At 62.9% G+C, this 17046-nt stretch carries 5 protein-coding genes; 4 read left to right on the top strand and 1 reads right to left on the bottom strand.

Translation table 11 applies throughout. From position 1 onward, the window contains the following. Positions 1-144: 144 nt before the first annotated feature. From AC3IT6_RS20720 to AC3IT6_RS20710, 3 genes are all read left to right on the top strand, one after another. Positions 145-771 carry a TetR/AcrR family transcriptional regulator gene (locus AC3IT6_RS20720; RefSeq protein ID WP_458370155.1) on the top strand — a complete coding sequence of 209 codons (627 nt, stop codon included), beginning with the start codon at positions 145-147 and terminating at the stop codon, positions 769-771. Between the two features lie 93 nt (positions 772-864). Beyond that, positions 865-1683 (top strand): substrate-binding periplasmic protein, encoded by an 819-nt coding sequence (locus AC3IT6_RS20715; protein ID WP_489352427.1) that lies wholly within the window; start codon positions 865-867, stop codon positions 1681-1683. 75 nt (positions 1684-1758) lie between these two features. Continuing rightward, positions 1759-2772 carry a GNAT family N-acetyltransferase gene (locus tag AC3IT6_RS20710; RefSeq protein WP_489352425.1) on the top strand — a complete coding sequence of 338 codons (1014 nt, stop codon included), beginning with the start codon at positions 1759-1761 and terminating at the stop codon, positions 2770-2772. Between the two features lie 148 nt (positions 2773-2920). On the opposite strand, the gene AC3IT6_RS20705 is transcribed toward AC3IT6_RS20710, so the two are convergent. Beyond that, positions 2921-3469: an RNA polymerase factor sigma-70 gene (locus AC3IT6_RS20705; protein WP_046040580.1), complete on the bottom strand. Its 549-nt coding sequence runs from the start codon at positions 3467-3469 to the stop codon at positions 2921-2923. Positions 3470-3863: 394 nt separating this feature from the next. On the opposite strand from AC3IT6_RS20705, the gene AC3IT6_RS20700 reads away from it, so the two are divergent. Then, positions 3864-16862, top strand: a complete 12999-nt coding sequence (locus tag AC3IT6_RS20700) for a non-ribosomal peptide synthetase (protein ID WP_489352422.1) — start codon at positions 3864-3866, stop codon at positions 16860-16862. Positions 16863-17046: the final 184 nt, after the last annotated feature.

The raw sequence follows: 17046 nt of genomic DNA, 5'->3' as shown, positions 1-17046 counted from the left end.
AGCAAGCGCTTGGTTTGTAAATGACTTGATTATCTTCTGCCCAAGCGCTTGCTTGGTTGCATCCGTCAGCTTAAATTGCCCGCGCAACTCCGGTGTTTTCGGGGGGATCGGCGTTACTGATTGATCGACTGTAGGAGAGAATGGGTGGACGAGCAAAAAGCCCTGAGGGTCATGCGCCAATTGGTCGACGACGGCCAATTGACCGATCCGGACAGCGCCCGTGGCAAGTTGCTGCAAGTGGCGGCCCACCTGTTCCGCAATAAAGGCTATGAGCGCACGACCGTGCGCGACCTGGCCGGCGCCGTGGGCATTCAGTCCGGAAGCATTTTTCATCACTTCAAGAGCAAGGACGAAATCCTGCGGGCTGTGATGGAGGAGACCATTCGCTACAACACCGCGTTGATGCATGCGGCCATCGCCGAGGCCGGCAGTGTGCGCGAGCAGGTGCTGGCGCTGATCCGCTGTGAGTTGCAGTCGATCATGGGCGGCAGCGGCGAGGCCATGGCCGTGCTGGTCTACGAATGGCGCTCGCTGTCCGAAGAGGGCCAGGCGAAGGTCCTGGCGCTGCGGGATATCTACGAAGACATCTGGCTGCAGGTACTGGGTGAAGCCAAGACCGCCGGTTTTATCCGCGGCGATGTGTTTATCACTCGGCGGTTCCTGACCGGCGCATTGTCCTGGACCACCACCTGGTTTCGTGCCGACGGCAGCATGAGCCTTGATCAGTTGGCCGATGAGGCGTTGATTCTGGTGCTGGAAGACCGGCAATAAGTTAGTGTTGGTCAGCATTAAACTGGCTAACTGGAAGAAACCGCCTAGCTTGAATGCATTGATGCTGTTTTATTGGGGAGTGGGGTCGTTTTGATGGGTTCGCCAATTCGGTCAGCCTCGCGGCTGTTGCTGTCGATGTTTGCGGCGTCAACGATGATGCCATCCCAGGCTGCGCAACTGGTGCGCATTGGTGCCGCGCACTTTCCGCCCTACACCGTGCGCCCGGAATCCGGGGCCGATACCGGGTTGCTGCCGCAACTGGTCGAGGCCCTGAATGCATCGCAAAGCGACTACCAGTTTGTCCTGGTGCCCACTTCCATTCCCCGGCGCTTCGGTGACTTCAAGCAGGGCCGGGTCGACATGGCCATCTTCGAAAATCCCGCCTGGGGTTGGGAAGAGATCCCCCACACGGCCGTCGACATGGGGCTGGAAGACGCCGAGATTTTTGTCGCGCAACGCCTGCCCGATCGACAGCAAAGCTATTTTTCCGACCTGAACGGCAAGCGCCTGGCACTGTTCAGCGGCTATCACTACGAGTTCGCCAACTTCAATGCCGATCCCCAGTACCTCGCGAAAAACTACAACGCCACGCTGACCTATTCCCATGACAGCAATCTGCTGATGGTATTACGCGACCGGGCCGACATTGCCCTGGTCACGCGCTCCTACCTGAGCGACTACTTCTTGCGCAATAAAAAAGTCGCCGATGAATTGCTGGTGTCCCAGCGCGTCGACCAGATCTATCACCACTACGCCATACTGCGTCCTACCGCGCCTATCAGTGGCGAGGCCTTCAGCAAGTTATTGCAAGGCTTGCGGAACAACGGCCAGATGCTGAAGATTTTCGATCCGTACAAGATTGCTCTGGTGCCAGTCCCGCGCAAAGGACTGGCGCCACAAGTCGCCAATTGACGGTCTTTTGTTAAATTTCCTGCCGTGGCTCACGTCACTTCGTTGAACTGTCGACGATTATCGTGAGCCCGACCCATGCCCAATTTGAATGACCTGACTGCCCTGTGCCTGCCGACAGGCAGCCGTCTTGCCGCTGATGAAACCGATTGCCGTCTGAGCCTCAGTCTGGATGGGCAACCGTTGCTCACCCTGCGGCTGATTCGTGGCCCCGAGTTGCACGTGCAAATGGAGGCGCATTTCAGTCGCCCTGAAGGGCAGGCGTTGTGGGCGGCCTGTTACTGGCTGTTCGCTCGCGACTCCGACTGTCAGCGCCTGGTCTGGCAACTGCAAGACGTGCCGGACGAAGCCGTGTTCAGCGGCCTGCTGATTGCGACTTCCGTCAGCGGTCAGTATCTCTGCGAGCGCACCTTGTTCTGGCAGTTGCCGCAACCGTGGCTGGGGCATTCACTGACCGGCAGCTATCCACAGCAAATGCTCATCACTGATGGCAAGCGTCATCCACGGCGGCCGGTCAAACCCCGGGGTGAAGTGTATCGACGCTTCGATGCGCGGCTGGGTGCCCGGGTTTCCCTGCGCGCGCTGGACATCGAGCAAGACCTGGCGCGCTTCAACCGCTGGCAGAACAGCCCGCGTGTCGCCAGTTTCTGGCAGGAGGAGGGCAGCCTCGAACAGCATCGCCAATACCTGAGTAAACTCGAAGCCGACCCGCATACGCTGACGCTGATCGGTTGTTTCGACGATCAGCCGTTCGCTTATTTCGAAGCCTACTGGGCCAGGGAAGATCGCATCGCGCCGTTCTACGAGGCCAGCGATTACGACCGTGGCATTCACATGCTGGTGGGCGAAGAACATCATCGCGGTCCGCACAAGGTGGCGAGCTGGTTATCGGCGCTGGTGCATTACCTGTTTCTCGATGATCCGCGCACGCAGCGCGTGGTTGCCGAGCCGCGTGCCGATAACGCAAAGATGATCGGGTACATGCAGGAGCAGTGCTTTCACTGCGAGAAAGAGTTCGACTTCCCGCACAAACGCGCGGCCCTGATGGTGTTGGGGCGGGAGCGGTTTTTTTATCGGTGCAGACTGGCTTGAGGCGTGAGACTCAAGGTTCGTTGTGGTCTTGAGTCAGCCTTCGCGAGCAAGTCGAATCGTCGCACCGCCGCTCCCACATTTGTCCTGTGTTCGCAGGACCCTGTGGGAGCGGGCTTGCTCGCGAAGGGCGCGATGCAGATCCCGGATCTTATTGGCGAGCAGCCATATCGCCACGCTTGCCCGACACCTTGCGGCAATGCACCAACGCATCGCGGATCATGAAGTTCACCAGGGTCGGCGAGACGCCGAGTTCCTTGGCGATGTCTTTTTGCGGTACGCCGTGCAGCCGATACATCTCGAAGGCGTAGCGGGTACGGCTCGGCAACTCGGTCAACGCATCGGCAATGTGCTCCAGCGTCGAGAAATTGATGTGCGAGGTTTCCGGTGACGCACCCTGGATCACCACATTCAGCCCTTCCTCTTCAGGGCCGGAATACTTCTGCTCCAGCGCCTGCTTGCGGTAGTGGTCGATCGCCAGGTTGCGCACGATCTGGAACAGGTAGCTGAGCTGGGCCTTGATCGAACTGGTGATGGGCGGGGCCGATTGCAACCGGAAGAATGCATCCTGCACAACATCTTCGGCACGTGAGCGGCAACCGGTAATTCGGGCTGCGATCTTCACCAGAATCAGTCGATTGTCGACGAATGCCTGAAGTAGCGGTGTATCGCACCTGCTTGTGGATACTGGTTCCATCATGGAAATCACCCTGCTGCCAAAAGGTTAGTGGGACGGCGAATGAACCGGGGGGGCGTCCTGCACATCGAGCGACAAATTATGCTTAATGATAATTATTGTCAAATGAGAAAAATAACTAATTGGCATTCAAGAATGCAGCGTGATAACTGCGACACGCTGACTCGCTTCCGTCCGCTTTGTGTTCCAGCCGGCAACTAATTATTTCAAGACGTCATCCGTTCTCATTGGTGAATGGAACAGCGCAATCCTCATAACCCTGTAGGAGCGAGCTCGCTCCGGGCGGCGTTCCGACGATGGTCGTCAACGATGGCGATGGGCGCCTGACACTCCGCGGCGCTCTCCTTTTTTTCGCGAGCAAGCTCGCTCCTACAGCCGAATTCAGGCAGGAAACCTCATGACCGACGCGTTCGAACTCCCCAGCACAATGGTCCAAGCCCTTCAGCGCCGCGCGGCCCTGACGCCGGATCGGGTGGCCCTGCGCTTTCTTGCCGAGACCCCGGATCAGGCTGTGGTGCTCAGCTATCGCGAACTGGATCTGCGGGCGCGGACGATTGCCGGCGCATTGCAGGCGCAAGCGGATGTTGGCGATCGCGCCGTGTTGCTGTTCCCCAGCGGCCCGGATTACGTCGCGGCGTTCTTCGGTTGCCTGTACGCCGGAGTGATCGCGGTGCCGGCTTACCCGCCGGAGTCGACGCGCCGTCATCACCAGGAACGCCTGCTGTCGATCATCAGCGATGCCCAGCCGCGCTTGCTGTTGACCAGCGCCGGGCTGCGCGATGGGTTGCAGCAGATCGAAGGGGCACCGCCGCTGCTGTGTGTCGATACCCTCGACGGTGCACTGGCCGAGCGCCGGGTCGCGGTGGACTTGCAGGCCGATCACATCGCCTTCCTGCAATACACCTCCGGCTCCACTGCGCTGCCCAAAGGCGTGCAAGTCAGCCACGGCAATCTGGTGGCCAACGAATTGCTGATTCGCCACGGTTTCGGCATTGACCTGAACCCCGACGACGTCATCGTCAGCTGGCTGCCGCTGTACCACGACATGGGTCTGATCGGCGGCCTGCTGCAGCCGATTTTCAGCGGCGTGCCTTGCGTGTTGATGTCTCCGGCGTATTTCCTCGGCCGGCCGCTGCGCTGGCTGGAGGCGATCAGCGAATACGGCGGCACGATCAGCGGCGGGCCGGATTTTGCCTATCGCTTGTGCAGCGAGCGAGTCAGCGAGTCGGCCCTGGAACGGCTCGACCTGAGTGGCTGGCGCGTGGCGTATTCCGGTTCCGAACCGATTCGCCTCGACACCCTGGAACGCTTCGCCGACAAGTTCGCCACCTGCGGCTTCACCGCGGACAGTTTCATGGCCTCCTACGGTCTGGCCGAAGCCACCTTGTTCGTGGCCGGCACAGCGCGCGGTAAAGGCATTGGCAACCTGCGGGTGGACGATCAGGCCCTGGCGCAGAACCGTGTCGAAGCGGGCGAGGGCAGCCCGATCATGAGTTGCGGTATCAGCCAGCCGGCGCACGCGGTGCTGATCATCGACCCGGTCGCGCTCAGCGAACAGGCCGACAACGTCGTCGGTGAAGTCTGGGCCAGCGGGCCGAGCATCGCCTCAGGCTACTGGCGCAACCCCGAGGCGTCGGCCAAGACCTTCGTTCGGCACACCGGCCAGACCTGGCTGCGCACCGGAGACCTGGGCTTCCTGCGCAACAGCGAGCTGTTCATCACCGGGCGCCTGAAGGACATGCTGATCGTGCGCGGGCACAACCTGTACCCGCAGGACATCGAGCAGACCGTCGAGCGCGAAGTGGAAGTGGTGCGCAAAGGCCGGGTTGCCGCCTTCGCCGTTACCATCGAGGGTCAGGAAGGCATCGGCATCGCGGCCGAAATCAGCCGCAGCGTGCAGAAAATCCTGCCGCCCGAGTCCTTGATCAAAGCCATTCGCCAAGCCGTCGCCGAGGCGTATCAGCAAGCGCCGAGCGTGGTGCTGCTACTCAATCCGGGCGCGCTGCCCAAGACGTCCAGCGGCAAATTGCAACGCTCGGCGTGCCGCAGTCGCCTGGCGGACGGCAGTCTCGACAGCTACGCGATGTTCCCGTCGGCCGCCACCGAAAGTGCAGGCCCGATCGAGTCGGGCTCCGAGCTGCAAAGCCTGATCGGCCGGATCTGGTGTGAGCACTTGCAAGTTGCGCAGGTGGGCGCCGACGATCATTTCTTCCTGCTCGGCGGCAACTCCATCGCGGCGACGCAAGTGGTGGCGCGCCTGCGTGAAGAGCTCGGTCTGGAGTTGAACCTGCGCCTGCTGTTCGAAGCGCCGACCCTCGGCGCATTCGCCGATGTCGTGGCCCTCCAGCAACAGGACGGTGGCCTGGCCCAGGGCGCGATCACGGCGCTTTCGCGCCAGCAACCGATGCCGCAATCCCTGGCACAAAACCGCCTGTGGATCACCTGGCAACTCGACCCGCACAGCAGCGCCTACAATATTCCCGGCGGCTTGCGCCTGCGCGGCGAGCTGGATGAGGACGCCTTGCGCGCCAGTTTCCAGCAGTTGATCGAGCGCCACGAATCCCTGCGCACGCGATTCTTCGAACGTGACGGCGTGGCGTTGCAACAGGTGGATGCGGCGGCCGGGTTCAACCTGCAGCTGATCGATATCAGCGACCTGCCGGCTGCCGAGCGTGAGGCCCGGGCACAGCAGATCCGCGAGGACGAAGCGCGGACCCGGTTCGATCTGGAGAAAGGCCCATTGATGTGGGTGACGCTGGTGCGCCTCGACGACGAAGACCATCAGTTGTTGGTGACGATGCACCACATCATCGCTGACGGCTGGTCGCTGAATGTGCTGATCGACGAATTCTCGCGCCTGTATGCGGCCGCCTCCCAGGGCCAGCAAGCGCTGCTGGCGCCATTGCCGACGCAGTACGCCGATTACGCCAGCTGGCAGCGGCAATGGCTGGCGCAAGGGGAGGGCGAGCGGCAACTGGCCTACTGGAAAGACCGCTTGGGTGATGAGCATCCAACCCTGAGCCTGGCCACCGACCATCCACGCGCTGCCCAACAACTGCACAGCGCCGCTCGCCACACCGTGCGTCTGGGCGCGGCCCTGAGCGATGCGATTCGGCAGACCGCCCAGGCCCATGAATCGACCGCCTTCATGCTGTTGCTGGCTGCGTTCCAGACCTTGTTGCAGCGCTACAGCGGCCAGCGAGATATCCGCATCGGCGTGCCCAATGCCAACCGTCCGCGCCTGGAAACCCAGGGCCTGATCGGCTTCTTCATCAATACCCAGGTGCTGCGTGCCGAGGTGGACTCACGCCTGCCATTCGTTGAGCTGCTGGCGCAGACCCGTCAGGCGGCGTTGGGTGCGCAAGCGCATCAGGACCTGCCGTTCGAACAACTGCTGGAAGCCTTCCCGCAAGCCCGCGAGCAGGGCCTGTTCCAGGTCATGTTCAACCATCAGCAACGCGACCTCAGCGCCTTGAAGCGCCTGCCGGGGCTGTTGGCCGAAGAGCTGCCGTGGCATAGCCGCGAAGCCAAGTTCGATTTGCAATTGCACAGCGAAGAAGACCGCAACGGTCGCCTGACTTTGTCCTTCGACTACGCCAGCGAATTGTTCGAGGTCGCGACCATCGAGCGTCTGGCCGAGCATTTCAGCAACCTGCTGCGGGCTGTCTGCGAGCAAGCGGACACCGCCGTCGGTGACCTGCCACTGTTGACGGCTGCCGAGCAGCTTCAGCAATCGGGTTGGGCCAGCGCACCCTGCGCAGCGGCCAGTCAATGTCTGCCTGAGTGGCTCAACCAACAGGCCCGCCTGACACCTGAGCGCCCGGCGTTGATGTGGGACGGCGGCCAGATGGACTTCGCCGAACTGCACACCCGGGCCAACCGTCTGGCCCATTACTTGCGCGACAAAGGTGTGGGGCCGGACGTCTGCGTGGCCATCGCTTGCGAGCGTTCGCCGCAACTGCTGATCGGCCTGCTGGCGATCATCAAGGCCGGTGGCGCCTACGTGCCGCTGGACCCGGATTACCCCGCCGAGCGCCTGGCCTACATGCTCAGCGACAGCGGTGTTGAATTGCTGCTGACGCAAACCCGATTGCTCGAGCGCTTGCCGGCCAGCGAGGGTGTCAGCGTGATCGCCATGGACACCCTGCACCTGGACAACTGGCCAAGCCATGCGCCGGGACTGCACCTGCATGGCGATAACCTTGCTTATGTGATTTACACCTCCGGTTCCACCGGCCAGCCCAAAGGCGTCGGCAACACCCATGCGGCGCTGGCCGAGCGCCTGCAATGGATGCAGGACACTTATCGCCTGAACGAAAGCGACGTGCTGATGCAAAAGGCGCCGATCAGTTTCGACGTGTCGGTGTGGGAGTGCTTCTGGCCGCTGATCACTGGCGCACGCCTGTTGATCGCCGGTCCCGGCGAACACCGCGATCCGCACCGCATCGCGCAGTTGGTGCAGGCGTACGGCGTGACCACATTGCACTTCGTGCCGCCGCTGCTTTCGCTGTTCATCGACGAACCACTAAGCGCTGAATGCACCAGCCTGCGCCGGGTGTTCTCCGGGGGCGAGGCCTTGCCGGCGGAGCTGCGCAACCGGGTGCTGGCGCAGCTGCCAGCGGTGCAACTGCACAACCGTTACGGCCCGACCGAAACCGCGATCAACGTCACCCACTGGCAATGCTCCAGCGCCGATGGCGAACGCTCGCCGATTGGCCGGCCGCTGGGCAATGTGATCTGCCGCGTGCTCGACAGCGATCTCAATCCCGTTCCGGCCGGCGTGCCGGGTGAGCTGTGCATCAGCGGCGTTGGCCTGGCCCGTGGTTACCTCGGCCGCCCGGCGTTGACTGCCGAACGATTTGTGGTCGATCCATTGGGCGAGCCGGGCGCACGCCTGTATCGCACCGGCGACCGGGCACGCTGGACGGCGGACGGCGTGATCGAGTACCTCGGCCGTCTCGATCAGCAGGTCAAGTTGCGCGGGTTCCGCGTTGAACCGGAGGAAATCCAGGCGCGGCTGCTGGCCCAGGACGGCGTTGCGCAAGCCGTGGTGCTGGTGCGCGACACCGTGGCCGGGGCGCAGTTGATCGGTTACTACACCGCAGCGAACAATGCCGGGGACGAAGCCGAGCAAACCGCGCGCCTGAAAAGCGCATTGGCCGCCGAACTGCCGGAATACATGGTGCCGGCGCAACTGATGCGCCTGGAACAAATGCCCCTCGGCCCGAGCGGCAAACTCGACCGCCGCGCCTTGCCGGAACCGCAGTGGCAGGTTCGCGAGCACGTCGAGCCAGTGACTGAACTGGAACAACGCATCGCCGGTATCTGGCGCGAAGTGCTGGGCCTGGCGCAAGTCGGCCTGCGCGATGATTTCTTTGCCCTCGGCGGCCACTCGCTGCTGGCCACGCAAATCATTTCCCGCACCCGCCAGGCCTGCGACGTCGAGTTGCCGTTGCGGGCGCTGTTCGAACACAGCGAACTCGGTGCCTTTGCCGAACAGGTTCGCCTGATCCAGGCCAGCGGCAGCACCAACAAGCAGCCGCCAATTGAAACAGTCGACCGCAGCCAACCGGTGCCGCTGTCCTATTCCCAGCAGCGCATGTGGTTCCTCTGGCAGATGGAGCCCGACAGCCCGGCCTACAACGTCGGCGGCATGGCGCGGCTGCGCGGCGTGCTCGACGTGGCGCGTTTCGAGGCGGCGCTGCAAGCCCTGATCCTGCGTCACGAAACCCTGCGCACCACGTTCCCGAGTATCGACGGCGTCGCCCGCCAACAGGTGCACACGCAAACCGGCGTGCGCATGGCGTGGAAGGATTTCACCGCGCTGGATGCCGAAGTCCGCGAGTGGCAGGTGCAGCAACTGGCCGACGACGAAGCGCACCAGCCATTCGATCTGGAAACCGGACCCTTGCTGCGCGCCTGTCTGGTCAAGACCGCCGAACAGGAACACTACTTCGTTCTGACCCTGCACCACATCGTCACCGAAGGCTGGGCGATGGACATTTTTGCCCGGGAGCTCAGCGCGCTGTACGAAGCGTTCGTCGATGATCGTGAATCACCGCTGGCGCCGTTGCCGGTGCAGTACCTGGATTACAGCGTGTGGCAGCGTCAGTGGCTGGAGTCCGGCGAGCGTCAGCGCCAGCTCGATTACTGGACCACGCAACTGGGCCGCGAACACCCGTTGCTGGAGTTGCCGGCCGACCGTCCGCGTCCGCCGGTGCAAAGCCATCAGGGGGAGTTGTATCGCTTTGACCTCAGCGATGAGCTCGCGGCAAAGGTCCGCGCCTTCAACGCGCAAAACGGCTTGACCCTGTTCATGACTATGACCGCCACCCTGGCTACGTTGCTGTACCGCTACAGCGGCCAGACCGATCTGCGCATCGGCGCGCCGGTGGCCAACCGCATTCGTCCGGAAAGCGAAGGGCTGATCGGTGCGTTCCTCAACACGCAGGTGCTGCGCTGCCGGCTCGACGGGCAGATGTCCGTGGGCGAGTTGTTCGAGCAGGTGCGCCACACGGTGATCGAAGGCCAGTCCCATCAGGACCTGCCATTCGATCATCTGGTGGAAGCCTTGCAACCACCCCGCAGCGCGGCCTACAACCCGTTGTTCCAAGTGATGTGCAACGTGCAGCGCTGGGAGTTCCAGCAAAGCCGCAGCCTGGCCGGCATGACGGTCGAGTACCTGGCCAACGATGCCCGCGCGACCAAGTTCGACCTCAACCTGGAAGTCACCGACCTCGACCATCGCCTCGGTTGCTGCCTGACCTACAGCACCGATCTGTTCGACGAACCGCGCATCGCGCGCATGGCCGGGCATTGGCGCAACCTGCTGGAGGCGCTGATTGCCGATCCGCAGCAGCGCTTGAGTGAGCTGCCGCTGCTGGCGTGCGGCGAACAACAACATCTGCTCGACAGTCTTGGCGTCGAGCCGGGCGAACACCGGCTGGATCAGTGCATCCATCACCTGTTCGCCGAGCAAGCCTTGATGCGCAATGACGCTCCGGCCCTGACCTTCGCCGGGCAGACCTTGAGCTATGCCGAACTCGACAGCCGCGCCAACCGCCTGGCCTGGATGCTGCGCGAGCGTGGTGTCGGGCCGCAGGTGCGTGTGGGGCTGGCACTGGAGCGCTCGCTGGAGATGGTCGTCGGCCTGCTGGCGATCCTCAAGGCCGGCGGCGCCTATGTGCCGCTGGATCCGGAGTACCCGCTGGACCGCTTGCACTACATGATCGAAGACAGCGGCATCGGTTTGCTGCTCAGTGATGCGGCGATGTTCAAGGCGTTGGGCGAATTGCCGGCGACCGTCGGCCGCTGGTGTCTTGAAGAAGACACCGCCGCACTGGCCAGCTACCCGACTTCCGAGCTGCCGTTGATCAGCCTGCCGCAACATCAGGCATACCTGATCTACACCTCGGGTTCCACTGGCAAGCCGAAAGGCGTGGTGGTGTCCCACGGCGAAATCGCCATGCACTGCCGCGCCGTGATCGAGCGCTTTGGCATGCGCCCGGACGATTGCGAACTGCACTTCTATTCGATCAACTTCGACGCCGCTACCGAGCGTTTGCTGGTGCCGTTGTTGAGCGGGGCGCAAGTGGTGCTGCGTGCGCAGGGCCAGTGGGACGCTGAAGAAATCTGCGGATTGATCCGCACCCATCAGATCAACGTTCTCGGTTTCACCCCAAGCTACGGCAGCCAGTTGGCGCAATGGCTGGCAACGCAAAATGAAACCCTGCCGGTGCGCATGATCATCACCGGCGGCGAAGCGCTGACCGGTGAACACCTGGCGCGCATTCGCGCAGCCTTCAAGCCGAGCCAGTTCTTCAACGCCTACGGCCCGACCGAAACCGTGGTCATGCCGCTGGCCAGTCTTGCCCCTGAAGTACTGGAAGAGGGCGCCGGTAGCGTACCGATCGGTAGCGTGATAGGCGACCGCGTGGCCTACATTCTCGACGCCAACCTGGCGTTGGTGCCGCAGGGCGCGACGGGCGAGTTGTACGTCGGTGGCGCGGGCCTGGCCCAGGGATATCACCAGCGTCCGGGCATGACCGCGGAGCGTTTTGTGGCCGATCCGTTTGCCGCCAGCGGCGGGCGTATCTACCGCACCGGCGACCTGGTGCGCCAGCGCGCCGACGGCCTGGTGGAATACCTCGGACGCATCGACCATCAAGTGAAGATTCGCGGCTTCCGCATCGAGTTGGGCGAGATCGAAACCCGTTTGCTTGAGCATGCGTCGATTCGTGAAGCAGTGGTGCTTGCGCTCGACGCACCGAGTGGCAAGCAACTGGTCGGCTATCTGGTGACGGACGTCGCCGAACAGAACGAAGCACCGCAATCGGTCTTGCGCGAAGCCCTCAAGGCGTATCTGAAATCGCAGCTGCCAGACTACATGGTGCCCACGCACCTGATCCTGCTGGCCAGCATGCCGCTGACCGCCAACGGCAAACTCGACCGCCGCGCGCTCCCGGCGCCGGACCCGGAGCTGAATCGCCAACACTACGTGGCGCCCGGCAACGAACTCGAAATCACCCTCGCGCAGATCTGGTGCGAAGTGCTGAACGTCGGACAGGTTGGCCTCAACGACAACTTCTTCGAACTGGGCGGCGACTCGATCCTGTCGATCCAGGTGGTCAGCCGGGCGCGGCAGCAGGGCATTCACTTCAGCCCTCGCGACCTGTTCCAGCACCAGACCGTGCAGACCCTCGCCGCCGTGGCCACTCGCAGCGAGCAGGTCAGCGCCGAGCAGGGCTTGATCATCGGCGAGTCGCGTCTGACGCCGATCCAGCACTGGTTCTTCGACACCGACGTCCCGCAACGCCAGCACTGGAACCAGGCGTTGTTGCTGCAACCGACTGTCGTCCTCGAACCCCATCGTCTGGAGCAAGCACTGCTGGCGGTGATCGAACAGCACGACGCCTTGCGCCTGCGTTTCAGCAAGGTCGCCGGCCAATGGCATGCCGCGCACCAGTCGATGTCCGAAGCGCCGGTGTTGTGGCAGGTGCACGTTTCGTCCATGGACAAATGCGCGGCCTTGTTCGCCGATGCCCAGCGCAGCCTCGACCTTGAAGACGGGCTGTTGCTGCGCGTGTTGCTGGTCGATGGCCCTGAAGGTCAGCAACGACTGTTCATCGCGATTCATCATTTGGTGGTCGATGGCGTTTCATGGCGCGTGCTGCTGGACGATCTGCAAACCGTGTATCGCCAACTGGACGCGCAGCAGTCGGTGAAACTGCCGGCGAAAACCAGCGCCTTCAAGGACTGGGCCGCACGCTTGCAGGCCTACGCCGGCAGCGAGTCCCTGCGCGAAGAACTGGGCTGGTGGCAGGCGCAACTGGCCGGGGCCACCGCCGATTTGCCTTGCGACCACCCCGAGGGCGGGCGGCAGAACCGGCATGCGCAAACCGTCAGCGTACGCCTCGACAGCGAGCGTACCCGGCAGTTGCTGCAACAGACACCGAGTGCCTATCGCACCCAGGTCAACGACTTGCTGCTGACTGCATTGGCCCGCGTGCTGTGCCGCTGGAGCGGTCAGCCATCGGCGCTGATTCAACTGGAAGGCCACGGCCGCGAAGCGCTGTTCGACGACATCGACCTGACCCGCACCGTCGGCTGGTTCACCAGCGCCTATCCCCTGCGCCTGACCCCGTCGAACATCGAAGAAGCCGCCGGGCACGGCGCGTCGATCAAGGCGATCAAGGAGCAATTGCGTGCCGTGCCGCACAAAGGCCTGGGCTATGGCGTGCTGTGCTACCTCGCCGATGACCAGAGTCGCCAGCGCATGGCCGGGTTGCCGGTGGCGCCGATCACCTTCAACTACCTCGGCCAGTTCGACCAGAGCTTCGGGGCGGACGCGCTGTTCCATCCGCTGGATGAAGCCATTGGCGCGGCCCACGATGGCAATGCCCCGCTGCCCAACGAACTGAGCGTCGACGGTCAGGTGTATGGCGGTGAACTGGTGCTGCGCTGGACTTTCAGCGCCGAACGCTTCGATCCGCAATCCATCGACGAGTTGGCGGACGCTTACCTCGGCGAATTGCAAAGCCTTATCGAACATTGCCTGCGCGATGACGCGGGTGGCCTGACGCCGTCGGACTTCCCGCTGGCGAATCTCAGCCAGACGCAACTGGATGCGCTGCCGGTCCCGGCCGCCGTCATCGAAGACGTCTACCCGCTGACCCCGATGCAGGAAGGCATGCTGCTGCATACCTTGCTGGAGCCGGGCACCGGCCTGTACTACATGCAGGACCGCTACCGCATCAACAGCGAACTCGACCCGCAGCGTTTCGCCCAGGCCTGGCAAGCGGTGATCGCCCGCCACGAAGCGTTGCGCGCGTCGTTCTGCTGGAACGTCGGCGAGGACATGCTGCAAGTGATCCACAAACCGGGCAGCACGCCGATCGAATACCTCGACTGGCGCGATCTCGCCGAAGCCGAGCAGGAGCCGAAGCTGCAATCCCTGCTCAAGACCGAACGCGAGGCCGGGTTCGATCTGCTCAATCATGCGCCGTTCCACTTGCGTTTGATCCGTGTGGGCGCAGCGCGCTACTGGTTCATGATGAGCAACCACCACATCCTCATCGACGCCTGGTGCCGTTCGCTGCTGATGAACGATTTCTTCGAGATCTACAGCGCCCTCGGCGAAGGTCGGGAAGCGCAGCTTGGGCTTGTGTCACGTTATCGCGACTACATCGGCTGGCTGCAGCACCAAAGCCTGGCCGAAGCACGGCAGTGGTGGAAAACCAACCTGCAGGGTTTCGAACGGACCACACCGATCCCGAGCGACCGGCCATTGCTGCGCGAACATGCCGGCGACAGCGGCGGCATGATCGTCGGCGACCGCTACACAAGGCTCGATGCCCGTGACGGCGCGCAATTGCGCGAACTGGCCCAGGCCCATCAGCTGACCATCAATACCTTCGCCCAGGCGGCATGGGCGCTGGTGCTGCGGCGTTTGAGCGGTGATCGCGACGTGCTGTTCGGCGTCACCGTGGCCGGGCGTCCGGTGGACATGCCGCAGATGCAGCGCACCGTCGGCCTGTTCATCAACAGCATCGCGCTGCGGGTGAAGATGCCCGAGGACGGCCAGCGTTGCAGCGTGCGCCAGTGGCTCAGCGGTTTGCTCGACCACAACATGCAATTGCGTGAATACGAATACCTGCCGCTGGTGAACATTCAGGAGCAAAGCGAACTGCCCAAGGGCCAGCCGCTGTTCGACAGCCTGTTCGTGTTCGAAAACGCTCCGGTGGAGGTCTCGGTGCTGGACCGTGCGCAGAGCCTCAACGCGAACTCGGATTCGGGCCGGACCCACACCAACTTCCCGCTGACAGCGGTGTGCTATCCGGGGGATGACCTGGGTTTGCACCTGTCTTACGACCAGCGCTATTTTGATGAGGCCACAGTCGAGCGCATGCTCGGTGAGTTCAAGCGTCTGCTGCTGGCGTTGGTGGACGGTTTCCATGGCGACATGGCCGACCTGCCGTTGCTGGGGGCCGAGGAGCAGGACTTCCTCATCCATGGCTGCAACCAGAGCGAACAGGATTACCCGCTGGAGCAGAGCTACGTTGCATTGTTTGAAACGCAAGTCGCCCGGCACCCGCAGCGGATTGCCGCCAGTTGTGTTGATCAGCAGTACAGCTACCTTGAGCTGAACCAGCGCAGCAACCGCCTCGGCCATGCGTTGATCGCCGCCGGTGTCGGGCGCGATCAACCGGTGGCCTTGCTGGCCGAACGCAGCCTCGATTTGCTGGGCATGATCATCGGCAGCTTCAAGGCGGGGGCGGGTTACTTGCCGCTGGACCCGGGTTTGCCGAGTCAGCGTCTGAACCGGATCATCGATCTGAGCCGCACGCCATTGCTGGTGTGCACGCAAGCGTGTCGTGAACAGGCGCAGGCCTTGCTCGACGAGTCCGGCTGCGCCAGCCGGCCACGGCTGCTGGTCTGGGAGGAAGTCCAGGCCCTTGCGCTGTCGGCGGACAATCCTGGTGTCTACAGCGGATCGGACAACCTCGCCTACGTGATCTACACCTCCGGCTCCACCGGTTTGCCCAAAGGCGTGATGGTCGAACAGCGCGGCATGCTCAACAACCAGTTGAGCAAGGTGCCGTACCTGAACCTGAGCGACGCCGACGTGATCGCGCAAACCGCTTCGCAAAGCTTCGATATTTCAGTCTGGCAGTTCCTCGCCGCGCCCTTGTTCGGCGCCCGGGTGGACATTGTGCCGAACACCATCGCCCACGATCCCCAGGGCTTGCTGGCCCATGTACAGGGCCAGGGCATCACCGTACTGGAAAGCGTGCCGTCGCTGATCCAGGGCATGCTCGCCCAGGAGCGCATGAGCCTTGACGGCTTGCGCTGGATGCTGCCGACGGGTGAGGCGATGCCGCCGGAACTGGCGCATCAATGGTTGCTGCGCTATCCGCAGATCGGGCTGGTGAATGCCTACGGTCCGGCAGAGTGTTCGGATGACGTGGCGTTCTTCCGCGTAGATATGGCTTCGACTCGCGGCAGCTACCTGCCGATCGGCACGCCGACCGACAACAACCGTTTATACCTGCTCGACGGAGCGCTGGAACTGGTGCCGCTGGGCGCGGTGGGTGAACTGTGCGTGGCGGGGACCGGGGTCGGCCGCGGCTATGTCGGCGATCCGCTGCGCACCGCACCGGTGTTTGTGCCGAACCCGTTCGGTGCACCGGGTGAGCGCCTGTATCGCACCGGCGACCTGGCCCGCCGTCGCAGTGACGGTGTGCTGGAATACGTCGGCCGTGTCGACCATCAGGTGAAGATCCGTGGTTACCGTATCGAACTGGGTGAAATCGAGTCTCGCCTGCATGAGCAAGCGGAGACTCGTGATGCCGCAGTTGGCGTTCAGGAAGGGGTGAACGGCAAGCATCTGGTGGGTTATCTGGTCGCGGCGGATGTGGTGTTGAATCCGGCTGAACGCCTGGAGCGCATCAAGCAACGCCTGCGTGCCGAGTTGCCGGAATACATGGTGCCGCTGCACTGGCTGTGGCTGGACAAGCTGCCGCTCAACGCCAACGGAAAACTGGACCGCAAGGCCCTGCCGGCGCTGGAGATCGGGCAACTGCAAAGCCAGGATTACCAGGCGCCGCGCAATGAGCTGGAGCAGACCCTGACAGACATCTGGGCCGAGGTATTGAAGGTCGAGAAGGTGGGCGTTCGCGACAACTTCTTCGAGTTGGGCGGGCATTCGCTGCTGGCCACGCAAATCGCCTCGCGGGTGCAGAAAACCCTGCAACGGGATGTGCCGTTGCGGGCGATGTTCGAGTGCAGCACGGTGGAGGAGCTGGCCCGGTACATCGACGGGTTGGCGGCCAGCGAGATCACCGAGGAGAAGGTGGATCGTTTGAACGACCTGATGGCGGAGCTGGAGGGGTTGTAATCTCGAGCGACTGGACCGGCCTCATCGCGGGCAAGCCTGCTCCCACAAGTTAGATGGTGTACTCATGGTGGGTGAACACCTCGAACCCTGTGGGAGCGGGCTTGCCCGCGATGGCGATTGTACAAACGCATACATTCTGGCGATTGACGGCTGTCCGTCAGCCGCTCAGTCTTCCTGCTCCATT

Source organism: Pseudomonas sp. KH_017 (assembly GCF_057840285.1).
Note: the sequence above shows the minus strand (reverse complement) of the source record. Positions and strands in the feature narration are given on the sequence as shown.

Excerpts from the sequence above, each read along its gene's own strand:
- AC3IT6_RS20715 (WP_489352427.1), top strand. The coding sequence starts at position 865 with ATGGGTTCGCCAATTCGGTCAGCCTCGCGGCTGTTGCTGTCGATGTTT.
- AC3IT6_RS20710 (WP_489352425.1), top strand. The coding sequence starts at position 1,759 with ATGCCCAATTTGAATGACCTGACTGCCCTGTGCCTGCCGACAGGCAGC.
- AC3IT6_RS20705 (WP_046040580.1), bottom strand. The coding sequence starts at position 3,469 with ATGATGGAACCAGTATCCACAAGCAGGTGCGATACACCGCTACTTCAG.
- AC3IT6_RS20700 (WP_489352422.1), top strand. The coding sequence starts at position 3,864 with ATGACCGACGCGTTCGAACTCCCCAGCACAATGGTCCAAGCCCTTCAG.